This is a genomic window from Streptomyces sp. NRRL F-5135, from assembly GCF_000719775.1.
GTDB lineage: Bacteria > Actinomycetota > Actinomycetes > Streptomycetales > Streptomycetaceae > Streptomyces > Streptomyces hebeiensis.
Genome location: NZ_JOHR01000018.1, coordinates 104,497 through 126,074, shown reverse-complemented (window position 1 = coordinate 126,074; position 21,578 = coordinate 104,497). Strand labels below are relative to the sequence as shown.

23 protein-coding genes and 1 pseudogene are annotated in these 21,578 nt (G+C 71.6%); 11 read left to right on the top strand and 13 right to left on the bottom strand.

Annotated elements, in window-relative coordinates; genetic code table 11:
* Nucleotides 1-173: 173 nt before the first annotated feature.
* Nucleotides 174-1,142, bottom strand: coding sequence for a diacylglycerol/lipid kinase family protein (locus IG02_RS0128390; protein ID WP_030754164.1), 969 nt, complete (start codon nt 1,140-1,142; stop codon nt 174-176).
* A gap of 270 nt (nt 1,143-1,412) precedes the next feature.
* Here IG02_RS0128390 and IG02_RS0128385 point away from each other — a divergent pair, with 270 nt between their 5' ends.
* On the top strand, nt 1,413-1,862 hold the full coding sequence (locus tag IG02_RS0128385) for a hypothetical protein (RefSeq protein ID WP_030754163.1): 450 nt from the start codon (nt 1,413-1,415) through the stop codon (nt 1,860-1,862).
* Between the two features lie 119 nt (nt 1,863-1,981).
* Here the strand turns inward: IG02_RS0128385 and IG02_RS0128380 are convergent, their stop codons facing one another.
* The 3 genes from IG02_RS0128380 to IG02_RS0128370 form a co-directional block, all read right to left on the bottom strand.
* A complete protein-coding gene (locus IG02_RS0128380) occupies nt 1,982-2,974 on the bottom strand; it encodes an RNA polymerase sigma factor SigF (RefSeq protein WP_078854902.1) in 993 nt (330 codons plus the stop codon).
* Nucleotides 2,974-3,387, bottom strand: coding sequence for an anti-sigma regulatory factor (locus IG02_RS0128375; RefSeq protein ID WP_030754160.1), 414 nt, complete (start codon nt 3,385-3,387; stop codon nt 2,974-2,976). Before IG02_RS0128375 ends, IG02_RS0128380 begins: the two co-directional genes overlap by 1 nt.
* A gap of 261 nt (nt 3,388-3,648) precedes the next feature.
* A complete protein-coding gene (locus IG02_RS0128370) occupies nt 3,649-3,909 on the bottom strand; it encodes a UBP-type zinc finger domain-containing protein (RefSeq protein WP_030754158.1) in 261 nt (86 codons plus the stop codon).
* A 206-nt stretch (nt 3,910-4,115) separates the two neighbouring features.
* Here IG02_RS0128370 and IG02_RS0128365 point away from each other — a divergent pair, with 206 nt between their 5' ends.
* Nucleotides 4,116-5,714 carry a Na+/H+ antiporter gene (locus IG02_RS0128365; RefSeq protein ID WP_030754155.1) on the top strand — a complete coding sequence of 533 codons (1,599 nt, stop codon included), beginning with the start codon at nt 4,116-4,118 and terminating at the stop codon, nt 5,712-5,714.
* A gap of 205 nt (nt 5,715-5,919) precedes the next feature.
* Here IG02_RS0128365 and IG02_RS0128360 read toward each other — a convergent pair whose 3' ends face one another.
* Both IG02_RS0128360 and IG02_RS0128355 read right to left on the bottom strand, forming a co-directional pair.
* The gene (locus tag IG02_RS0128360) at nt 5,920-6,873 is read right to left on the bottom strand and encodes a 1-aminocyclopropane-1-carboxylate deaminase/D-cysteine desulfhydrase (RefSeq protein ID WP_030754152.1); all 954 of its coding nucleotides are present in this window, start codon (nt 6,871-6,873) and stop codon (nt 5,920-5,922) included.
* A gap of 100 nt (nt 6,874-6,973) precedes the next feature.
* Complete coding sequence (locus IG02_RS0128355) at nt 6,974-7,564, bottom strand: N-acetylmuramoyl-L-alanine amidase (RefSeq protein WP_030754149.1); 591 nt, start codon at nt 7,562-7,564, stop codon at nt 6,974-6,976.
* Between the two features lie 333 nt (nt 7,565-7,897).
* On the opposite strand from IG02_RS0128355, the gene IG02_RS0128350 reads away from it, so the two are divergent.
* The 3 genes from IG02_RS0128350 to IG02_RS0128340 all read left to right on the top strand — a co-directional run bounded on the left by IG02_RS0128350 (nt 7,898) and on the right by IG02_RS0128340 (nt 11,021).
* Nucleotides 7,898-9,301, top strand: coding sequence for a family 2B encapsulin nanocompartment shell protein (locus tag IG02_RS0128350; protein WP_030754146.1), 1,404 nt, complete (start codon nt 7,898-7,900; stop codon nt 9,299-9,301).
* Between the two features lie 120 nt (nt 9,302-9,421).
* Nucleotides 9,422-10,486, top strand: a complete 1,065-nt coding sequence (locus IG02_RS0128345; RefSeq protein WP_030754143.1) for a family 2 encapsulin nanocompartment cargo protein polyprenyl transferase — start codon at nt 9,422-9,424, stop codon at nt 10,484-10,486.
* Between the two features lie 91 nt (nt 10,487-10,577).
* Complete coding sequence (locus IG02_RS0128340; RefSeq protein ID WP_030754140.1) at nt 10,578-11,021, top strand: DUF6304 family protein; 444 nt, start codon at nt 10,578-10,580, stop codon at nt 11,019-11,021.
* 174 nt (nt 11,022-11,195) lie between these two features.
* Here the strand turns inward: IG02_RS0128340 and IG02_RS0128335 are convergent, their stop codons facing one another.
* Together IG02_RS0128335 and snpA are read right to left on the bottom strand one after the other, a co-directional pair.
* Entirely contained in the window at nt 11,196-11,897 is a 702-nt protein-coding gene (locus tag IG02_RS0128335; RefSeq protein WP_051765836.1) for a hypothetical protein, read from the bottom strand.
* An 85-nt stretch (nt 11,898-11,982) separates the two neighbouring features.
* Entirely contained in the window at nt 11,983-12,654 is a 672-nt protein-coding gene (snpA, locus tag IG02_RS0128330) for a snapalysin (RefSeq protein WP_030754134.1), read from the bottom strand.
* Between the two features lie 308 nt (nt 12,655-12,962).
* Here snpA and IG02_RS0128325 point away from each other — a divergent pair, with 308 nt between their 5' ends.
* The 4 genes from IG02_RS0128325 to IG02_RS0128310 all read left to right on the top strand — a co-directional run bounded on the left by IG02_RS0128325 (nt 12,963) and on the right by IG02_RS0128310 (nt 16,314).
* Nucleotides 12,963-13,952, top strand: a complete 990-nt coding sequence (locus IG02_RS0128325) for a LysR family transcriptional regulator (protein WP_199814099.1) — start codon at nt 12,963-12,965, stop codon at nt 13,950-13,952.
* Nucleotides 13,953-14,094: 142 nt separating this feature from the next.
* Nucleotides 14,095-14,532, top strand: a complete 438-nt coding sequence (locus IG02_RS0128320; RefSeq protein ID WP_030754130.1) for a RidA family protein — start codon at nt 14,095-14,097, stop codon at nt 14,530-14,532.
* A 312-nt stretch (nt 14,533-14,844) separates the two neighbouring features.
* Nucleotides 14,845-15,261: a peptidase inhibitor family I36 protein gene (locus IG02_RS0128315; protein WP_158712391.1), complete on the top strand. Its 417-nt coding sequence runs from the start codon at nt 14,845-14,847 to the stop codon at nt 15,259-15,261.
* 384 nt (nt 15,262-15,645) lie between these two features.
* Nucleotides 15,646-16,314: a hypothetical protein gene (locus IG02_RS0128310; RefSeq protein WP_158712390.1), complete on the top strand. Its 669-nt coding sequence runs from the start codon at nt 15,646-15,648 to the stop codon at nt 16,312-16,314.
* 96 nt (nt 16,315-16,410) lie between these two features.
* Here IG02_RS0128310 and IG02_RS0128305 read toward each other — a convergent pair.
* Both IG02_RS0128305 and sodN read right to left on the bottom strand, forming a co-directional pair.
* Nucleotides 16,411-16,913 (bottom strand): annotated as a pseudogene (locus tag IG02_RS0128305) (NUDIX domain-containing protein).
* Between the two features lie 235 nt (nt 16,914-17,148).
* Nucleotides 17,149-17,544: a superoxide dismutase, Ni gene (gene sodN, locus IG02_RS0128295; protein WP_030754121.1), complete on the bottom strand. Its 396-nt coding sequence runs from the start codon at nt 17,542-17,544 to the stop codon at nt 17,149-17,151.
* Nucleotides 17,545-17,817: 273 nt separating this feature from the next.
* Here sodN and sodX point away from each other — a divergent pair, with 273 nt between their 5' ends.
* Nucleotides 17,818-18,279: a nickel-type superoxide dismutase maturation protease gene (gene sodX, locus IG02_RS0128290; RefSeq protein ID WP_051765834.1), complete on the top strand. Its 462-nt coding sequence runs from the start codon at nt 17,818-17,820 to the stop codon at nt 18,277-18,279.
* On the opposite strand, the gene IG02_RS0128285 is transcribed toward sodX, so the two are convergent.
* On the bottom strand, nt 18,183-18,812 hold the full coding sequence (locus tag IG02_RS0128285; RefSeq protein WP_030754118.1) for a CGNR zinc finger domain-containing protein: 630 nt from the start codon (nt 18,810-18,812) through the stop codon (nt 18,183-18,185). The two genes, sodX and IG02_RS0128285, sit on opposite strands and share 97 nt — an antisense overlap.
* A 101-nt stretch (nt 18,813-18,913) precedes the next feature.
* Between IG02_RS0128285 and IG02_RS0128280 the strand changes: the two genes are divergently transcribed.
* Nucleotides 18,914-19,717 (top strand): class I SAM-dependent methyltransferase, encoded by an 804-nt coding sequence (locus tag IG02_RS0128280; protein WP_030754115.1) that lies wholly within the window; start codon nt 18,914-18,916, stop codon nt 19,715-19,717.
* 109 nt (nt 19,718-19,826) lie between these two features.
* On the opposite strand, the gene IG02_RS0128275 is transcribed toward IG02_RS0128280, so the two are convergent.
* Together IG02_RS0128275 and IG02_RS0128270 are read right to left on the bottom strand one after the other, a co-directional pair.
* Nucleotides 19,827-20,579: an amino acid ABC transporter ATP-binding protein gene (locus IG02_RS0128275; RefSeq protein WP_037804546.1), complete on the bottom strand. Its 753-nt coding sequence runs from the start codon at nt 20,577-20,579 to the stop codon at nt 19,827-19,829.
* A gap of 44 nt (nt 20,580-20,623) precedes the next feature.
* Complete coding sequence (locus IG02_RS0128270; RefSeq protein ID WP_030754110.1) at nt 20,624-21,574, bottom strand: amino acid ABC transporter permease; 951 nt, start codon at nt 21,572-21,574, stop codon at nt 20,624-20,626.
* Nucleotides 21,575-21,578 lie beyond the last annotated feature (4 nt).

Here is a 21,578-nt window from a genome sequence, read left to right as displayed (position 1 = left end):
GGTGGTGCGGGCCGTCCCGATCGCCATGTAGAGATTCGCAAACCTCGGCGGCGGATACAACCCCTTCTGGAAAGTTTTTTTTGATTCCTCGGTGTCGACTAGGTCACAGCCGTACTTCCATGGGGTGGAGCCCAGGGTAAACGTTCGAGTGAAAGGACTTTGGCCCCTTCTACTCACACAATCACACGCAGTGCACGGCGTACGCCTGTGAACGTCACGCTCGTACGCACTCCGAGGTGGTCGCCGTCCATCTGGAACGGGAGGGGCGCCTTCGAATGCAAGGTGAAGTCCGTCAGATCGTGCAGGGAGACGGCGTGACGTCCCTGGGGGCCCCTGGTCGGGGTCGATGTGAGCAGTTGCGTCCCATATCGGGCCGCCGCGGACGTCGACATTCTGGACAGCCCGAGTACGTCGAGCGCCAAGTCGAAGGACGCCGTGGGGGAGGAGTAGAGCGGCCGGTTGCCCAGGTAGGTGTAGGGCGCGGTGTTGCAGATTATGGACAGCACCAGGTCCTCGACCGGCTCCGCGCCGGGGCGCTCCAGGGTGATCAGGCCGTGCCGGCGGTGGGGCTCCTCCAGGAACTGGCGTATGACCTGGCGCACATAGAGGGCGTGCGTCGAACGCTTGCCGCGTTCGCGGTGCTGTTCGACCCGGCCCACCACTCCCGCGTCGAAGCCGAAGCCCGCGTTGAAGGTGAACCAGCGTGCGGGGACCGCCTCGTCGTCCGAACCGGGGGTCCCGGCCGCCAGTCCCAGACCGATCGTCCGTTCGCTCCGGGTGGCCAGCGCGTCCAGGATCGCGCCGGTCGCCTCGACCGCGTCGTTGGGCAGCCCGAGCGCGCGGGCGAACACATTGGTCGAGCCACCGGGGACCACCGCGAGACGGGGGAGGAGGCCGGGGTCGGGGCCGTTGTGCAGCAGGCCGTTGACGACCTCGTTGACCGTGCCGTCCCCGCCGAGGGCGACGACCAGGTCCATCTCCCCGGACTCGGCGGCCCGCCTGGCGAGGTCCCGCGCGTGGCCCCGGTACTCCGTCGTCACGGCCTCGAGCTTCATCTCGCTCGCGAGCGCGTGGATGAGGACGTCCCGGGTGCGGGCACTGGTGGTGGTGGCTGCCGGATTGACCACGAGAAGCGCGCGCATGCTCAGCAGGTTACCGGCAGGGCGTCGGCGGGGTCGCGCCCGGTGGTGCCGCCGCACGCGGGGCATCGCCGCCGGTCGGGCGGGGTGGCGCGGCGCGCGGAGCCGCCCGGCCGTACGGGGCGGGCTCGTCGCGTGGGGCCGTCCGGCCGCGGGGGTCTCGGCCGTACAGGCTCGCCGCGTCGGCCGCGCCGGCTTCGGTGGGACGCGGCCGTACGGCGACCGGGCGGGACGGGCCCCGGCTCCGGGACACGGTCCGGCTACCCTGCAAGGGTGAGCAGCAGCCAGCGGACCACGCAGCAGTCCACGCCCGAACCGGCCCCCCGCCCCGGCCGCCTGACCGCCGCCGCGGCCGTGTGCGGCCTGGAGGCGCTCGCCCTGGTCGTCGGCGGGGTGTACCTGCTGGTCATGGGGCTGCTCGGCAGGCCCGACAGCCCGCAGCAGGCGGAGACCGGCGGCGTGACCCTGATCGTGCTGGGTGCCTTCCCGCTGTTCGCCGCGCGCGGTCTGCTGCTGCGCCGCGGCTGGAGCCGGGGGCCCGCGCTGATCACCCAGATCATGGCCCTGCCCGTCGCCTACACCCTGCTGACCTCCGAGGGCGCGTTCGTCCCGGCGGGCATCGCCCTCGCGGTGGTCGCCGTGTCGGGGCTGGTCCTGATCCTCAACCCGGAGACCACCGAAGCCCTCGGCATCCGCGGCCCGGGCGGCGACTCCCGCCCGTAGGCCCGTACGACCCGAAGGCGCCGTACGACCCGAAGGCGCCGTACGCCCGAAGGCCTTGCGCGCCCTGCCGCCCGTACGGTCCTGTCCGCCTTGTTCGCCCTGCTGGGGGCTTTCGCGTCCTACTCCTCCACCAGCAGCCGCTCGCGCAGCTGCGCCAGCGTTCGCGCCAGCAGCCGCGAGACGTGCATCTGCGAGATGCCGACCTCCTGCGCGATCTGCGACTGGGTCATGTTCCCGAAGAAGCGCAGCAGCAGGATCCGCTTCTCGCGCGGCGGCAGGTCCTCCAGCAGCGGCTTGAGGGACTCGCGGTACTCGACGCCCTCCAGCGCCTCGTCCTCCGCGCCCAGCGTGTCCGCGACCGCCGGCGACTCGTCGTCCGTGTCCGGGACGTCCAGCGACAGTGTCGAGTACGCGTTGGCCGACTCCAGGCCCTCCAGGACCTCTTCCTCCGAGATGCTCAGCCGCTCCGCCAGCTCGTGCACCGTCGGCGAACGGCCGTGCAGCTGCGAGAGCTCGGCGGTGGCCGTCGTCAGGGACAGCCGCAGCTCCTGGAGCCGGCGCGGCACCCGCACCGCCCAGCCCTTGTCGCGGAAGTGCCGCTTGATCTCGCCGACGACCGTCGGTGTCGCGTACGTCGAGAACTCGACCCCGCGCTCCGGGTCGAACCGGTCCACCGACTTGATCAGGCCGATCGTCGCGACCTGGGTGAGGTCGTCCAGCGGCTCGCCGCGGTTGCGGAACCGCCGCGCGAGATGCTCGACCAGCGGAAGATGCATCCGCACCAGCTGATTGCGCAGGTCGGCGCGCTCGGGCGAGCCGTCGGGCAGCTTGCGCAGCTCGATGAACATCGCCCGCGCCCCGCTGCGATCCTGTGGATCGTGGTGTTCTTCGCTCATAAAGGCCGCCCGCTCTGCCTGCGCCTGCTCCACCGCGGCCATCCGGTCCGCCGCGGTCGTCTGGCCCTCAAACCCGTCCTCCGGGTGGGGACGGGCCTGCTGCTCCGGGAGGCCCGCGCGGGTGAGCACCGGCTCCGCCGCCGGAGCCTCGTGCCCGCCGCGCGGGTCCCGTTGGATGCGCCCCTCGTCACGCACCGGACCGCCCCCGTTCTCCATCACGCCGGCCCGGGGCCGGCGCCGCGCTGCTTGTAGAGGCTGATGGCGACCGTGTTGTCGTCGGCGACGGTCGAGTCGACCTTGCCGGCCAGCGCCGAGAGCACCGTCCAGGCGAAGGTGTCGCGCTCGGGCGCGCGCCCGTCGGTGGTGGGGGCCGAGACGGTCACCTCCAGCGAGTCCTCGACGAGGCGGAAGACGCAGCTGAGGACGGAACCCGACACGGCCTGCTGGAGCAGGATCGCGCAGGCTTCGTCCACCGCGATGCGGAGGTCCTCGATCTCGTCGAGGGTGAAGTCCAAGCGCGCCGCGAGGCCGGCCGTGGCCGTACGCAGCACGGACAGGTAGGCACCCGCAGCGGGCAGCCGGACTTCCACGAAGTCCTGGGTCCCGGGCTCGCCTGCGATCTGGGACACCCTCACCTCCAAGGTGGCACAAGCTCTTCAGGGCTCCGGGACGGGGAATGTCCCGGGCCTCGCGGTACGCGTCGGTACGTAGCCGGTCTGGACTGGCGACGCTATCGCGATCGACGGTGCCGTGTCGCCGGGACCCCCATTCGAGGCCCGTCACTCATGGTAAGCATATGGGCACAGAACGTGGCTAGGGGTCGGTCGGGCCCAATTATGAAGAACTGGCGGAGGGTTGATGTACCCGCAGGGAGTTGACGTACCCAGCCATCACACGATCGAACCGTCCTCGTAGCACCAGCGCCAGCGTTCCCCCGCCTCGAAACTGCGCATCACCGCGTGCCCGGTGTCCTCGAAGTGCTGTGTCGCGTGCCGGGACGGCGAGGAGTCACAGCACCCGACGTGCCCGCACACCAGGCACAGCCGCAGCTGCACCGGGTGGCTGCCGGTCGCGAGGCACGCGGCGCAGGTCTCGCCCAGCGGTGCGGGCTCGGGGCGCGGCAGCTCCCTGATGTGGCGGCACTCACTCATGATGACCAGGTTACGACGCCTCGGGGGTCCGCGAGGACGGCTCCGGACGCTGTTCCCCGCACCACACACGCCGGTCGCCACACCGCTCGGGGCACTGATCGACTCGGTGATCGGGCATGCTCGGGGGCCGGCTCGGGTTACCGCCCGGGAGAGGGTCCGGGGCGCGGCCCACGGGATGGGCCCAAGGCACGGTGAGGGACGGTGTGATGGACGTATTGCCGCTGGTGGCCCTGGTGGCGGGAAGCGCGGCGACCGCCGGCGCGGCCCGCCGGACCCCGGTGCCCGCGCCGCTGCTGCTGGTGGCGGTCGGGCTCGGTGCGTCCTACGTACCGGGGGTGCCCGCCTACACACTCGACCCGCACGTCGTGCTGCCACTGATCCTGCCGCCGCTGCTGTACACGGCCGCGGTGGACAGCTCGTACCTCGACCTGCGGGCCAACCTCCGGCCCGTCGCGCTGCTGTCGGTGGGCTACGTCCTCTTCGCCACCGTCGCGGTGGGCTGGCTGGCGTACGTCTTCGTGCCGGGCCTGCCGCTCGCCACCGCGCTGGTGCTCGGCGCGGTGGTCGCGCCGCCGGACGCGGTGGCGGCGACGGCCGTCGCGCGGAGACTGGGGCTGCCGCACCGGCTGACGACCATCCTCCAGGGCGAGTCCCTGGTGAACGACGCGACCGCGATCACCGCGTTCAAGGTGGCGCTGGCGGCGGCGGTGGGCGTCGGCACGGGCTGGGGCGCCGGGATCGGGGAGTTCGCGCTGGCCTCGCTCGGCGGTGTGGGAGTGGGGCTGGTGCTGATGGTGCCGCTGCACTGGCTGCGGACCCATCTGCGCGAGGCGCTGCTGCAGAACACACTCTCGCTGCTCATCCCGTTCGTCGCGTACGCGCTGGCGGAACAGGTGGGTGCGTCGGGGGTGCTGGCCGTGGTGGTGGTCGCGCTCTACCTCGGCCACCGTGCCTGGCAGGTGGAGTTCGACACCCGGCTCCAGGAGGCCGCGGTGTGGAAGATGATCGCCTTCGTCCTGGAGTCCGTGGTGTTCGCGCTGATCGGCCTCCAGCTGCCGGTCGTCCTGGAGGGGCTGGGCGCGTACGGCGTGGGGAAGGCGTTCCTGTACGCGGCCGGTGTGTTCGCGGCGGTGGTGGTGGTCCGGTTCGTCTGGGTCTTCCCGGCGACGTTCCTGCCGCGCGCGCTGTTCCCGCGGCTCAAGGAGCGCGAGCCGGACACCGACTGGAAAGCTCCGGTGATCATCGGCTGGGCCGGCATGCGCGGGGTGGTGTCCCTGGCCATCGCGTTCTCCATCCCGCTGGTGGCCGAGGACGGCAGTCCCTTCCCGGGGCGGAACCTGGTGCTGTTCCTGACCTTCACCACGGTGATCGGCACGTTGGTCGTGCAGGGGCTGACCCTGCCGTCGCTGATCCGGCTGCTGCGCCTGCCGGGCCGTGACCGGCAGGCGGAGACACTGGCCGAGGCGCAGGCGCAGAACGCGGCGTCGACGGCGGCGGAGCGGCGGCTGGAGGAACTGCTGGCCGACGAGCGCAACGAGCTGCCGCCCCCGCTGGCGGACCGGCTCCGGGCGGTCATGGAGCGCCGCCGCAACGCGGTGTGGGAGCGGCTGGGCGCGGTGAACGCGGTGACGGGGGAGTCGGCGGACGCCACCTACCGGCGGCTCTCGCGGGAGATGATCGCGGCGGAGCGAGCGGTGTTCGTGGAGCTGCGGGACCAGCGCCGGATCGACGACGAGATGATGCGGACGCTGCTGCGCAGGCTGGACCTGGAGGAAGCGGTGGCGTACCGGGAGGAGGCCGACTGAGGACGCGGGCGAGGGGGGCCTGCAGCGGGGAGTCACGGGAGGGGGAGGTCCCGGTCGGGGAGTCAGGGCCGGTCGTGGGCGTCGCGCCGCATGGGGGAGGGGCGCGACGGGCGGCGCCACCGGGTGAACGGGGCGGCGCCACCGGGCGTACGGCATGGCGTCACGGGGCGTGCGGCCGGGTCCTCGGGCCGGTCCCGTACGGCCGTCACGCACCGTGTGCGGAGCCCGGCTCCGGCGGTCCCGTGACGACGGCGGCCACGGCGGTGCCCGGCGCGAAGGCGCCCTCCCGGGCGAGCACACCGAGGCCGTAGAGCATTTTGGCGACATAGAGACGTTCGACCGGGAGGCCGTGCCGGTCCTCGAACTCCTCGGCGAACGCGTCGAGCTCCCCGGTCGTACGCGCGAATCCACCGCAGTGGAAGCGGCCGTCCAGCCGCCAGTCCCCGGCCGGGCCGCCGAAGGCGGCGCGCTGGAGGCCGCGCACCTCCCCCTCCAGGAAGTCCCCCTTGAGCACGGGGAATCCGAGCGCCCGCCGGCCCGCGCCGAGCCCGGCCGCGAGCCCGGCGAGCGTCCCGCCGGTCCCGCACGCCACGGCGACGGTGCCTGCCGCCGCGGGCAGTTCCCGCTCCAGCTCCCGCCCCAGCTCGGCGCACCCGTGGACGGCGAGCGCGTTGCTGCCGCCCTCCGGTACGACGCAGACGTCCCCGGACGTCAGTCCGAGCCCGGCGAGCAGGCCGGCCACGACCCCGGGCTCGTCCTTGCGGCGGTAGGTGGCACGGTCCACGAAGGACAGCCGCATCCCGTCGGCGGCGCACCGGGCGAGCGAGGGGTTGAGCGGCCGCCCGGCCAGCTCGTGTCCCCGTACGATCCCGACCGCGCGGATCCCCAGCAGCCGCGCGGCGGCGGCCGTGGCCCGCAGGTGGTTGGAGTAGGCGCCCCCGAAGGTGACCAGGGTGCCGCGCCCCTCCGCCGCGGCGGCCCGCAGGTTCGGCACGAGCTTGCGCCATTTGTTGCCCGGGATCTCCGGATGCGCCAGATCGTCCCGCTTGAGCAGCAGGCGTACGCCGTGCCGGTCGAAGCGCGCGTCCCTGACCTCCTGGAGCGGGGACGGCAGCCGGGGCCGGAGCGCGGCGGCGGGATCTGCGGACGGACGACTCACCCGGCCATTGTCGCCCTCCCCCGGTGTCGCCCGCCCTCCGGTGCCGCCCGCCCTCCGGTACGTACCGGACGGCGGGCGGCCCGGGTGTCGCGGCCGGGGGTCACTTCAGCCGGTCGCGGACGCGGCTCCTTATCTCGTCCATCGTGAATCCGCGCGGGTCGATCTTGCCGGGCTGCCATTCCAGATGACCGATCACGGAAGGGGCGCCCCAGCCGTGGAATCGGCAGATCGCCGCCGCGGCCCGTTCGACGGCTTCCCGCTGGGCCTCGGGCCACGGGTCCTTTCCGTCACCCAGGTTTTCGCATTCGAAGCCGTAGAAATGGCGATTTCCGTCGGTGTCGGCCGCGTTGTCGGGGGGAAGGGCCTTTTCCGCTATCACGGCCCGCAGGACGTCGGAATCACCGGATCCCGCGTGGTTGGCGCGGCCGTGTCCCACCAGGTGGACCGTGCCGTCCTTGGCGATCACGCCGTGGCACAGCGGCCCCGGCAGGTCCGCGTGGCCGTCCCGGCAGAGGCGTACGGTCGCGGCGGTGCCCCGGGTGACCGTGTGATGGATCATCACCCCGTGCACGGGGCCCCAGGCGCCCACGTGGTTCCGGTTGTGCGTACGCCAGTCGCCGACCTCGACGACGGTCAGTCCCTCCTCCTTGAGGGCCTTGAGGAACGTGCTCGCGGACATGGGTGGGGCCATGGCCGACTCCTTCTGTTCGAGTGCGCGCGTGCGTGTGCAAGTGCGTCGCTGGTGGGGCGGACAACGCGTTCCGCCGGTGTTCCGGAGAAACGGGCAAAACCAGAGGAACCAAAGAACCCGAAGAAAACCCGCAAGGCGTCACGCGTCATCCGTAACGGCGTTCGAACCGTTCCGGACAGTGTGCCGTCCGTTTGAGCCGGGCGGGCGAAAATACGTTTCTTGTGCCCCGTCACACGCGATTCAGTCCCACTCCTTCGTGTAATGGCGCCCGCACGCCACCCGCTGGAAGTGTTCTCCGAGCAGGTCAGCACAAGGATTTGAGAGGGAGACTCCATGTCGGTTGGCGACGAGGTTCGCGAGGTGCGGCTTCCCCAGCAGAGTCTGGGCACGGCCGCGGCCAGGAACCTGGCGACCACCACCAAGTCGGTACCGCAGATGCAGGAGATCAGCTCTCGGTGGCTGCTGCGGATGCTGCCGTGGGTCCAGGTCCAGGGCGGCACGTACCGGGTGAACCGCCGCCTCACCTACGCGGTCGGCGACGGGCGCGTGACATTTGTGCAGACCGGGGAGCGGGTGTCGGTCGTCCCCGCGGAGCTGGGCGAGCTGCCGCCCCTGCGGAGCTACGGGGACGAGGGAGTGCTGGCCGAGCTGGCGCGCCGCTGCGAGCAGCGGGAGTTCGCGCCCGGCCAGGTCCTGGCCACGGCGGGCGAGGTCGCGGACCGGGTCTTCCTGCTGGCGCACGGCCGGGTGGAGAAGGTCGGCGCGGGGCCGTACGGGGACGAGGCCGTGCTCGGAGTCCTCGCGGACGGGGCGTACTTCGGCGACGGGGCCCTGGTGGACGGGGAGGCCACCTGGGGATACACCGCACGCGCCGCCACGGCGTGCACGGTCCTGGTCCTCACCCGGGCGGACGTGCGCAACCTCGCGGAGCGCGAGGCGTCCCTGAGCGAACACCTGCGGGCGGTGGCCGCCGTGCCGCACCAGCGGGCGAACAAGTACGGCGAGGCCGAGATCGACCTGTCCGCCGGCCATGTCGGCGAGGCCGTCGTGCCGCACACCTTCGTGGACTACGAGGCGGCGCCCCGCGAGTACGAACTGAGCGTCGCGCAGACCGTGCTGAAGGTCCACAGCCGGGTCGCCGACCTCTACAACCAGCCGATGAACCAGACCGAGCAGCAGTTGCGGCTCACGGTCGAGGCGCTGCGCGAGCGCCAGGAACACGAGCTGGTCAACAACCGCGAGTTCGGACTGCTGGCCAACTGCGACTACGGGCAGCGGCTCCAGCCCCACGCCGGCGTGCCGAGCCCGGACGACATGGACGAACTGCTCTCGCGCCGCCGGGGCTCGAAGCTCTTCCTGGCGCATCCGCGGGCCATCGCCGCCTTCGGCCGCGAGTGCAGCAGGCGCGGGCTGTACCCGGACACCGTGGAGGTCGGCGGCCACCACGTGCCCGCCTGGCGCGGGGTGCCGATCTTCCCGTGCGACAAGATCCCGGTCTCCGAGTCCCGGACGACCTCGATCATCTGCATGCGTACGGGCGAGGCCGAGCAGGGCGTCGTCGGGCTCCAGCAGTCCGGTATCCCCGACGAGATCGAGCCGAGCCTGTCCGTCCGCTTCATGGGCATCGACGAGCAGGCGATCATCTCGTACCTGGTCACGGCGTACTACTCGGCGGCGGTTCTCGTGCCCGACGCCCTCGGCGTGCTGGAGAACGTCGAAGTGGGCCGCTGGAGGTGACCTGACCGACCGGACGGTGCCCGGGCGGGCGGCCGAACTGAGCCCCGGCCGCCCGCCCCCTCTCCTCGCAGCCTGCCTCTCCTCCAGCCCTGCCTCCCCACGCGGGAAAGGAAGTCGCCCGTGACCACGACGACCAGCACGGACACCGCCATCGAGGGGCGCGGGGCCACGGCGCTCCTGGAGCGCACCCGTAGCGTCGTCCAGCCCGAACTGCGCGCCGCCGTCGCGACGTTACCCGGCCCCATACGCCGCGTGGCGATGTACCACTTCGGGTGGGAGCACGCCGACGGGACGCCGTCCTCCGGGCGGGAGGGCAAGGCCGTCCGGCCCGCGCTCGTCCTGGCCGCCGCGCGTGCGCTCGACGGCGGCCGTGCGGGCGACGCCGTACGGGACGCGATCCGGCCCGCCGTGGCCGTCGAACTGGCCCACAACTTCACCCTGCTCCACGACGACGTGATCGACGAGGACCCGACCCGGCGCCACCGGGCCACGGCGTGGACGGTCTTCGGCACCCCGGACGCCATCGTCGCGGGCGACGCCATGATGGCCCTCGCCGTGCGGCTGCTGGCCGAGGACCCGCACCCCGCGGCGTCCGCCGCGTCCGCCCGGCTCGCGGCCTGCGTCGTAGAGCTGTGCGCGGGCCAGCAGGCGGACTGCGCCCTCGAACGGCGAGACCCGCGGCAGGTCTCGGTGACCGAGTGCGTGACGATGGCGACGGCCAAGACGGGCGCCCTGCTCGGCGCGTCCTGCGCGCTCGGCGGGCTGTACGCGGGCGCGACCGCCGAACAGGTCGCCGCGCTGGACACGTTCGGCCGCGAGGCGGGGCTCGCTTTCCAGCTCATCGACGACCTGATGGGCATCTGGGGCGACCCCGCCAGGACGGGAAAGCCCGCGGGGGCCGACCTGGCCGCGCACAAGAAGTCCCTGCCGGTCGTGCACGCTCTCGCCTCCGGCACCCCGGCCGGCGCGGAGCTGGCCGAGCTGTACCGGCGGCCGATGGACGAGACGGCGGTCCGGCGCGCGGCCGACGCCGTGGAGCGGGCCGGCGGGCGCGACTGGGCGCAGGAGCAGGCCGCCGACCGGATGGCCGGGGCCGTCCACCAGCTCTCCAGGGCCGTGCCGGACCTCGCGGCCGGAGGTGACCTGCTGGCGCTCGCGGAGTTCGTCACCCGCCGTACGAGTTGAGTGACGGCGCGGGCGCACAACCACCCCTGGTACGAGCGGAACTGACGACCCGTGCTGCGGCGGAAGCCGCGCTACCGCTACAGTCCGCGCCATGACAGCGGAGTCGACGGATTCGTGGGCGGGTTGGTATCGCGACGGCCAAGGTGCCGAAGCGATCACCCTCGCCGCGGGTGGGCGTCATGTGCGCACCCGAATAAGGGGAGTTGAGTACGAGGGGGCGGATTTCGCCGCCCTGGAGGCAGTGGGTGCGGGCGAGACCCTGGCGTCCTGTGTCCTGGAATGGGACATGCCACTGCCGTTCAGCGCGGACGGTACGACCGAGCAGGCCACGCTGAGCTGCCTGCTGGCGCTCGGTGACCGTACGGACGAGGGCCCGGTGGGACGTGCCGAGCTGAGCCTGACGCTGCACTGCGGGGGAGCGGCGTACGCGTCGGGGATCGCCGGGGGCGGCTTCGAGGACGCGCTCGACCGGATCCGGCGTCAGCTTCCGCCCGGCACGGAACTGGGCGGCAAGCAGCTGGTGGGGGCGCCCTGAGCAGCGGTGTCCGTGTGCGGATGAACGGACGCGTGCAGGTTGACGCGTACGGCTGACGCGGCTGACACGCGCGGATGAAGTGGCGGGGCGGGCGCGGGCGCGGGACAGGGGGCGCGGGGGCGTGTGCCGGGGGCCGGGGCCGGGGCCGGGGGCGGGTACTGAGGGGGCGGCCCCTCAGCCCGGCCGTCCGTCCCCCGACGGCTCCGGCGCCGTGGACTGCTCGGCCGGCTCGGCCGGCTCCACCGGTTCTTCCGACCAGCCGCTGTCCACCGCCGGGTTGTCGTCGTGGAGCACGAACTCCTCGCTGACGTCGACGGGCCGGAATCCGTCCGCGATCAGCGCGTCGATCAGCGCGTCCAGCCGGCCCCGTGCCGAAGGCCGCCCGGCCGACCGTACCCGCTGGATGACGCATCGTTCCTGGGTTCCGCCCGGCAACACCTGCCGCGCGGTGCGCGCCACGTGCGCGTGGTGCCGCTCGGCGACCGCGGCCAGCCGTCCGGTGTCGTAGGGGATGGGCAGCCGGACCGTGGCGCGGTGCTCGAAGTGGAGTCGCGCGGGCAGCGCCGCGGCCTCGGCGTCGGTCCGCGGCACGTCCTCGTTCCACGGGGCCGCCTCGATCCGTGTCCGTACGACCGTGAAGCCCGCCCCGGCCAGCAGCCCGGCCCACCGCTCGGCGGCGCTCCGCTGTTCATCGAACGTACCCCTGGAACGCCGGGTGAGCACCGGCCCGGCAGGTGTGCGCCCGCGGTCCAAAACCGTACGGGTGAGCTCGAGGCCTTGGGCGGCGGCCCACTCGTGGAGGGGGACGGCCGTGACGCCGCGCCGTCGAAGGGTCCGTACCGTCAGATGGGTCGCGAAGTCACCACGGAAGTCCACCGAGCGACGCTACCAAGGCGGACACGGCAGGGGCGCCCCGCACACGAATCCGGGGCGCCCGTGAGGCCGGTGTGGAAGCCGGGAGTCAGGAGAGCTTGGCCATGGCGGCGGCGAGGCCGTTCGCCCACAGGGAGTTGACCCGGGAGCGCTCGGCCGCGTTCGGCTGGGCGTTCTGGCAGGAGGTGCCGGGGCCGCCGCCGGACATCAGCTCGCTGCACGGACCGGAGTAGTGGTCCGGCAGGCCGAGCACGTGCCCGGTCTCGTGCGCGGTGACGCGCGTCGAGTTGTACTGCTGGTTCTGCGCGTAGTCGAGGAAGATGTAGCCGCGGCCGTGCCCGTCGGTGCTCGCGTACGAGCCGCGCGAGTCGTTGCCCTCGCGGTAGGTGAAGTCGGCGTTGCTGCCCGACTGGAGCTTCACGTTCGTGACGGCGGCGTTCCAGATCGAGGTGCTGGAGGCTATCTGGTTGCGGAACGTCGGTGCGCTGGAGGCGTTGTAGACCACGGTCACGGCCTGGACGCCCGGGTTGGCGGCGCGCTTCTCGGCGACCGACTTCAGCACGGCGTCGAAGAACGCCTTGGTGTTGGCCGTCTCCGCCGCGGAACCGCTGTACGCGGCGTACGAAGAGGTCGCGGCCGGCGCGGCGGGGGCCGGGTCCTCCGGGGCGGGGGCGGCGGAGGCGGGCGCGGCGCCGAACGCCGTCGCGAAGGCGAGTCCGATGCCGAGGAGGCCGGAGAGCGCGGTCTTGGGGTGTCTCATGTGGGGGGACTCCTACTCGTCCGTGGACACGGATTGGGGATACCGCAGAGTCTCGGGGAGCCCGTCCCCGTACGGATGATGTCAACCGCCGATAACACGGGCGCATCACCGTGTGGCGCGCTTCGACGGTCATGGCGGCCGGTTGTCGCGGTGCCTGCTGCGTGTATGCGTGCCTGTATGCGCAGCTTGTATGGGCCAGAAGGTGACGCAAGTTGCCCGATGTCAGCCACAGCCAGTCACAACTCGTCGTCAATTGGCGTGTTTTGGCTATCTGGTGCGGCTCAGGAGGCCGCTCTACTCTCGGGTGCATGGAGCTGGAGGTGAGGCATCTGCGCGCCCTGTGCGCGATCGCCGACGCCGGAAGCCTGCACAAGGCGGCCAGGCAACTGGGCATGAGCCAGCCGGCCCTGACGACCCAGCTGCGGCGCATCGAGAACTCCCTGGGTGCGGAGCTGTTCACCCGCGAACGCAGTGGCTGCCGCCCCACCTCGCTGGGCCGCTCGGTGGTGAGCCGGGCCCGGCCACTGGTCTCCGGCATGGCCGCGCTGGTCGCGGAGGCCACCTCGGCGGCCGACCTGGTGGGCGGGGAGCGGCTGCGGATCGGCTCCACGGCGAGCCGGGCGCTGGTGGGCTGGCTGCGCAGGCTCCGCCGCCGCATGCCCGGTACGGACATCTCGCTCCACATGGACGTCTCGGCCGGCGCGCTGCTGCGGACGGTCGCCGCGGGACGGCTCGACGTCGCCTTCGTGCACGAGGTGGAGGGCTGCCCGCTGAAGGTCCCCGACGGGCTGGAGAGGCGGGTGGTGGTGGACCGCGAACCGCAGTTCATCTCCATGTCCCGGGACCACCCCGCCGCCGCCCGCCCGGTGGTGGAGCTGGCGGACCTCGCGCAGGACCGCTGGATCCTCGACCCGACGGTGGACGGCGAGTGGGACGGGGTGCGCCGGGTCCTGAACGCGGCGGGCATCGATCCGCCCCTGGTGCACGGGGACTACCAGACGGCGGCCTCGCTGATCGCGGTGGGCGAGGCCGTGGCCCCCTGCCAGCCCACCTCCGATCCGCGGGACGACCTGGCGATCCGGCCGCTGCGGGACGACCCGCTGGCCGTACGGCTGCTGTTGTTCTCACGGCCCGGCGTCGCCCCGGGGTCGCGTGTGGGCGAGGCCGAGGAGTCCGTCGGCGCCCGGGTGTTCGGGGACCTGGCGGACGCGTACCGGGAGGCCGCGCTGCGGGCGGTGGACTACCGCCTGTGGCTCACGCGTAACAAGAGCCCCTTGCTCCATGCGGAGGCGGCCTGACGCTTCTCGCGGTGACGGGTGGGTCGGACCAGTGCCCCTCTCCGATCAGTACGCCGCACGGCTGAGCGTGCGGGGGCCCGCCTCCGTACTTCCTACCGGTAAAGCGACAGGTCGAGGGCGACACAGCCTGAAGGAGCGACAGATGGCCCACCGTATGACCGTGCCCGGCTTGTTCCCGCCGCCGGACTACGCGCACACAGCGGTGGTCGAGACGGGCCGGCGCCTCGCCTTCCTGGCCGGGGCCGTACCGCTCGACCCGGACGGCAAGCTGGTCGGTCCGGAGGACTTCGTCGCCCAGAGCGAGCAGGTGCTGGCCAACCTCGGTACCGCGCTGGACGCCGTGGGGTGCAGGCTCGTCGACGTCGTGGCCACGACGGTGTACGTGGCGTCGTCCGACCCGGCGGACCTCAGCCGGGTCTGGGAGGTGGTCCGCGCGGGCGGTCTCACCCTCGGCCCGCACACCTCCACCCTGGTCGGCGTCGCCTGCCTGGGCTACTCGGGCCAACTCGTCGAGATCACCGCAGTGGCGGAGATCCCCGAGGAACCCGAGGAGCCGACCGCCCCGGAGAACGTCTCCTGACGGGCCGGCCACCCGGGGCCACGGCCCGGCCCCGGCTGCGACCCCGAACCCGGGCGGCCGCCCGCTCAGGGCCGCAGCCGACGGGCCGGTCACCACGCCGATGAGTGGACGGAGCGTCAAGGAGCTGTGCATCAGCCGTCAAACGCGATGTCGAAGGGCGAATTATCGTCGAGACCGTAACGCCGCCACGGCTGCATCCGCAGCTGTGTGCCTCGTTCAACGCACTCCCTCATCAGCCGAAAGGGACACCTCATGCGAGCGAAGGCACGACTGTTGGGTACCGCTCTGGGAGCGCTCCTTCTCCCTCTGTCCGTGGGCACAACCGCCCACGCCGCGCAGTCCGCGCAATCCGTGCAGTCCGCGCAGGACGAGCGCACCGTGCGGATCATGGCGGGCAGTTGCTCCTCCGGCAACTTCTGCATGTTCGACCTCGTCAACTACAACGCGGGGTCGACCACCAGTACCAACCTCTGGCGCGACATCGTCCACGACGACGACAATTTCGCCGGGAATCACTGGAGGGACGGAAACGGGAACCTCACCAGTCACCTCATGGACAACAGAACCAGCTCGATCAAGAACGAATCCGGATGCCGCGTCTACCTCTGGTCGAATCCCGGGTACAGCGGCGAGAACATCGCCTATTCGGACGGCGCGTGGGACCCCGACCTGGGCGCTCGGCCTTTCGTCGGCGACAACGCGGCGAGTTCCGCCGACTTCTCCTGCTGAAGCCGGGCCACCCCCACTCCGTCCGTTTTCCCGGCTCCACTGCACGGACGGGAGACCTCGGTGCCCGTGCCGACCGGCGGCACGGGCACCACCTCGCTGTTCGACAGGGAAGGGCGGGAACCGGTGAACCGGAGAAGGGCCACTGGACTGGCACTTGTCTCCCTACTGCCCATCACGCTGCTCACGGCGTGTGCGACCCACGGCGAAACGGCTCCACGATCCACCAAACCCTTGACGTCGCCCACGGCGGCTCCGGCGTCCGCCCCCTTCCTGGAATTGCCCTTCGACGCATACCGATGGACTTCGCGCGATGACTGGTCGCTGGCAAAAGCGCGGCGGACGTTGCTGGAGAGCTGTGTCACCGGTCGGGGCATCGATTTCACCATGCCGACGAACCTCGCTGACGAAATGCCTCCGGCCCGGTACGACAACAGCAGGCGCTACGGGGTGGTGGACGAGAGCACCGCGGCACAGTTCGGCTACCACGTGCCCGTGACCGACGACGAGCGGGAGCGACGCACGGCGATGACCGAGTGGGCGCGCCGGGCGAGCGCGGCGGAAGAGGCCGCGATCTACGGGGAGACCGACACTCCCGGCTGCTACAGCGAGGTCGACGCCCTCCTCGCCCGGGGCGTCCCCGAGGCGGACACCGACTGGCTGACAGAGCGAGGTGTCGGAACGTTACGGAAGACCGAGCGGAGCGCGGAGGTGGTCGGCGCGAAGGAGAGATGGCGGAGCTGTATGTCCGCCGCCGGCTACTCCTACCGCACTCCCGACGAGGCCATCGGCGATCCCCGCTGGAACCTGGACAGTCCGAAGATCAGCGCCTTGGAGGTCGGGACCGCGCGGGCGGACGCGCGCTGCAAGCGCGTCTCCGGACTGCTCGACGCCTGGCACGAGGCCGAGGCCACTGCCCAGGCCCGGGTCATCGAGGAGAACCCCGAGAAGTTCCGTGCTCTCGCCGCGAACAAGAGGGCCCACCTGGCCAATGCGCGGAACGCCTTGGCGCGCCGCTCCTCCTTGGCCGATCAACGAGCCGTTTCGCGTCGTTAGCCGCATGGCGGTTGTCGTACCCGCATAGCGGTCCATGCGCGCGGCGGAGGGCGGGGCGAAGAGCGCGCGATGGCCGCTGCGGCCGGGTGAAGTGCGCTATGCCCAGCCGTCGAGCGATACCTGCCGGCCTCCCACGAGGTACCGATGGAGGGCGCTGGCTGTGGTGTCCACGAATTCGTCGGGGATGGAGTCGGCGTCGACCCAACGGACCTGGGCGTGCTTGCGGGGTTCGCGGTTCTCGGGTTCGCCGGTCCACTCGTGGGCGACGAAGACGACGGTGAGGAAGCCGTTGGGGGCCTCCACGCCCCAAGCCCCGTGGATGATGTGGGCGACTTTGAGGGACTCGGGTTTCACCGTCAGGCCGGTCTCCTCGTACAGCTCGCGGACGGCCGTCTCGGTGATCGGTTCCCCCGGCTCGCTCTTGCCGACGGGGAGGTCCCACATGCCCTGGGCGAACTTGGCGTTCTGGCTGCGCTGGAGGAGGACGACGCGGTTGGTGGCCTTGTCGTGGACGATGAGGGCGGCGACCAGCAGGGTCATGGAATCAAGGGCGGGCTTTTGAGGGCTTTGGGCTGGTCGTCGGTTGTCCGCTGAGCCACGGCTTGTTTCCCTTCGTCGGCCGGTTGGTGGCAGCTTGGGCCGGCGCTTCGCGTGCGCGCCGAGCAACGGGCTGGTCACGGTGGCGTCTGGGCGGATTCGGAATTCATCTGCGGCCGGGCGAAGAAGACCGCACCCGGGCCGTCAGGGGCGCCGTGTTCGGCGGCCTGCGGGCCGGGTGCGGGCGGGGAGACCAGGCGACCGATGAAGTCGCAGGTCAAGCGGCATGATCTGAGATCAGGCCTTCTTCGTCTCCCAGAAGATCTTGTCGACCTGGGCGATGTAGTCCAGGGCCTTCTGGCCCGTGGCCGGGTCCGTCGAGCCCTTCGCCGTCGACAGCGCCTTCAGGGTGTCGTTGACCAGCTGGTGCAGCTCCGGGTACTTCTCGAAGTGCGGGGGCTTGAAGTAGTCGCTCCACAGCACCGAGACGTGGTGCTTGGCGAGCTCGGCACGCTGCTCCTTGATGACGGTGGCGCGCGCCTGGTAGTGGGCGTCGTCGTTGCCCTGCATCTTCTCCTGGATGGCCTTGACCGACTCGGCCTCGATGCGGGCCTGGGCCGGGTCGTACACGCCGCAGGGGAGGTCGCAGTGGGCGCTGACCTTCACCTTGGGGGCAAACAGGCGGGAGAGCATAGAGCCGTCCTTCCTCGTGATCGTCTTCTCGGGTGCGACATTACTCCGTGAGAAGCCCGTTTTCGCGAGTGCCCCCTGGGGCTTACGTCAAAAGTCCGGGTGGATACGGGACCGGTGGCGGAACGTACGGTGGGCGCGGGACCGTGGGAGTGGAGCCCCGGGCGCGAGGTGTCGGACAGCGGGCCCTGGGACGGGGCCCGGGAACGGACCCGGGGCGAGAACCGGCCCGGGAGCGGGGGCCGTGGGAGCGGGCCGCGCGGTGGGAGGTGGCGTATGACGACGCAGGACGGGCGTCCGCGGGAGGAGCGGGTCGCGCGGGGCGGACGGGACGGCAGGGAGCCGCGAGTGCCATTGGGGCTCGCCGAGGTGACGGGGCCCTCCATGTATCCGACACTGAGGCACGGGGACCAGCTCCTGGTGCACTACGGGGCGCCTGTGAAGGCCGGTGACGTGGCCGTGCTCAGGCATCCGCTCCAGCAGGACCTGCTCATCGTCAAGCGGCTGGTGGAGCGGAAGGACGGGGCCTGGTGGGTGCTCGGGGACAATCCGGGGGCCGAGGGGGACAGCCGGGTCTTCGGGCTGGTGCCCGAGGACCTGCTGCTCGCCCGGGTCAGGGCGCGCTACCGGCCGCTGGGCGATCAGCGGTCCGCACGGGCCGTGCTCTCGTGGCTGCTCTCGGCGCTGCGGCCGGTGTCGCTGGACCGCTCGGTCTCCCGGCGTTTGCGGGCGCGGTAGGCGGCGACGTTGGCCCGGGTCGCGCAGCGGTCCGAGCAGTAGCGGCGGGAGCGGTTGGTCGAGGTGTCCAGGTAGGCGTTGCGGCAGGGCGCCGCCTCGCACAGGCCGAGCCGGTCGACCCCGTACTCCGTCAGGTGGAAGGCGAGGCCCATGGCCGCGGTCGCCGCGTAGCCGGCCGTCGCGTTCGAGGGGTGGTCCGCCAGGTGCATGTGCCAGCGCGGCCGGCCCGCGTCGTCCAGGAAGTCGTGCCCCGAGATCTGCGGGCTGACCGGGAACTCCAGCAGCAACGAGTTGAGCAGGTCCACCGCGCGGGTCTCCTCGCCCCCGTCGGCCGCGGTGAAGACCGCGCGCAGCCGCGCCCGTACCGAGCGGAACCGGGTGACGTCCGCCTCCGTGGCGCGGCGCGCGGCCTGCGAGTTCGGGCCGAAGAGCGCGCGCACGGCCTCGACCGAGGTCAGGGTGTCGGTGCCGCGGGCCGGTTCCTCGGTGTTGACCAGGCGTACGGCGGAGTCCGAGTAAGAGGCCAGTTCCACTTGTAGTCCTTACGGCGGCGGTCTAGGGTCGGTCGTCGAGGGTGTTGGTAATGACTGACTTGGCATTCAGGGTATTACGGCAACGACGGAGGTGGCTTTCCGTGACGGAGACGGAGACGGGTACGCAGGCGGAAACGGGTACGCAGGCGGCGACGGAGACCGGGGTCGACTGGGCGGCCTGGCAGGAGAGCTGGGACCGCCAGCAAGAGTGGTACATGCCCGACCGCGAGGAGCGCTTCCGGGTCATGCTGGACATGGTGGAGGCGTTCGCGGGCCCCGAGCCGAGGGTGCTCGACCTCGCGTGCGGTACGGGGAGCATCACGAGGCGGCTGCTGCGCCGGTTCCCGCGCGCGACGAGTACCGGCGTCGATCTCGATCCCGCCCTCCTCACCATCGCGCGCGGTACGTTCGCGGGCGACGCGCGAGTGACCTTCGTGACCGCCGACCTGGCCGCCCCGGACTGGCCCGGGCTGCTCCCGTACGAGACGTACGACGCCGTCCTCACCGCCACCGCCCTGCACTGGCTGCACGAGGATCCGCTGGCCGCGCTGTACGGGCAGCTCGCCGGGGTGCTCGGGGACGGCGGCGTCCTCATGAACGCCGACCACATGACGGACCCGTCAACCCCTCGGATCAACGCCGCGGAACGGACCTTCCGGCACGCCGGCATGGACCGGGCCAAGGCGGCGGGCGCGCTGGACTGGGCGCAGTGGTGGGAGCTGGCCGCCCGGGAGCCGGCGCTCGCCGAGCCCGCCGCCGAGCGCTTCCGTATCTTCGGTGAGCACGCGGACGGCGACACACCCTCCCTCGACTGGCACGTACGGACCCTGCGGGCCGCCGGGTTCGCCGAGGCGCGGGCGGTGTGGGCGTCGCCCTCGGACTCCCTCGTGCTCGCCCTGACGTAGCCGCGCGCCGGTACGGGACCGGTACGGGGCTCCGCGCCGCTCCCGTACCGCCGTCGCCGCCGCGCCGCGGCCCCCGGTGACGGCGGCCGGGTCCCGCTCGCGCCGCCTTCTACAGCACCTTCGACAGGAACGACTTCGTCCGCTCGTGTTGGGGGTTGGTCAGGACGTCCCTCGGGTGGCCCGACTCGACCACCACGCCGTCGTCCATGAACACCAGCGCGTCACCGACCTCGCGCGCGAAGCCCATCTCATGGGTGACGACGATCATCGTCATGCCGTCCTCGGCCAGGCCGCGCATCACGTCGAGGACATCGCCCACCAGCTCCGGGTCCAGCGCCGACGTCGGCTCGTCGAAGAGCATCAGCTTCGGCTCCATCGCCAGCGCGCGGGCGATCGCGACCCGCTGCTGCTGGCCGCCGGAGAGCTGCGAGGGGTAGTTGCCCGCGCGGTCCGCGAGCCCCACCCGGTCCAGCAGCCGCTCGGCGCGGGCCCGGGCGGAAGCCTTCGCCTCGCCGCGCACCTGGACCGGCGCCTCCATGACGTTCTCGAGCGCCGTCATGTGCGGGAAGAGGTTGAAGCGCTGGAAGACCATGCCGATGTCACGGCGCTTCCTGGCCACCTCGCTGTCCTTGAGCTCGTACAGCTTGTCGCCCCGCTGTCGGTAACCGACCAGCTCGCCGTCGACCGACAGCCGCCCCGCGTTGATCTTCTCCAGGTGGTTGATGCACCGCAGGAAGGTCGATTTCCCGGAGCCGGACGGGCCGATCAGACAGAACACCTCGCGCGGCGCGACCTCCAGGTCTATGCCCTTGAGGATGTGGGCCGTGCCGAAGGACTTGTGGACGCCCTCCGCCTTCACCATCGGCCGGCTCCCGGTGGCCGCCGGGGTCGTCATGCTCGTGGTGGTCATGCCATGCCTCCCTTGGGGCGGCCGAGGGACAGCAGATTGGCCCGGACACGCTGGAGCGGCGTCTGCGGCAGGCTGCGGCTGGAGCCGCGCGCGTAGTACCGCTCCAGGTAGTACTGCCCGACGCTCAGGACCGAGGTCAGCAGCAGGTACCAGGCCGCCGCGAGGAAGAGCATCTCCACCGGGGAACCCGAGGTCTGCCCGATGTCCTGGGCGTACCGCAGCAGCTCGTAGAACTGCACCGTCGCCACCAGGGAGGTCGTCTTGAGCATGTTGATGACCTCGTTGCCGGTCGGCGGCACGATCACCCGCATCGCCTGCGGGATCACCACCCGGCGCAGCGTCTTGGCGTGGCTCATGCCCAGCGCGTGCGACGCCTCGGTCTGGCCCTCGTCGACCGAGAGCAGACCGGCCCGGCAGATCTCGGCCATGTACGCGGCCTCGTTCAGCCCGAGGCCCAGCAGCGCCGTCAGGAACGGCGTCATGAAGCTGGACCAGTAGTCCTTGTAGATCGGGCCGAGGTTGATGTACTCGAAGACCAGCCCGAGGTTGAACCAGACCATCAGCTGGACCAGGACCGGGGTGCCCCGGAAGAACCAGATGTAGAACCAGGCGACCGAGGAGGTCACCGGGTTCTTCGACAGCCGCATCACCGCGAGCAGGACGCCGCCGACCACACCGATCAGCATCGAGATCACCGTGAGCAGCATGGTCTGGCCCACGCCGCGCAGGATGCGGTCGTCGAAGAAGTACGCGGGCACGGCGGCCCAGTTGATCTTGCCTTGTGCGAAGGCGTAGACGATCGCCGCGAGCAGGCCGATGGCCACGGCCGCGGAGACGTACCGCCCGTAGTGCCGGACGGGAACGGCCTTGATGGCCTGCGGCGCGGCGGGCGCGGCGTCGCGTGGCGCGTCCGCCGGCCCGTCCGACTTGTTGATGTCAACAGACACGGAG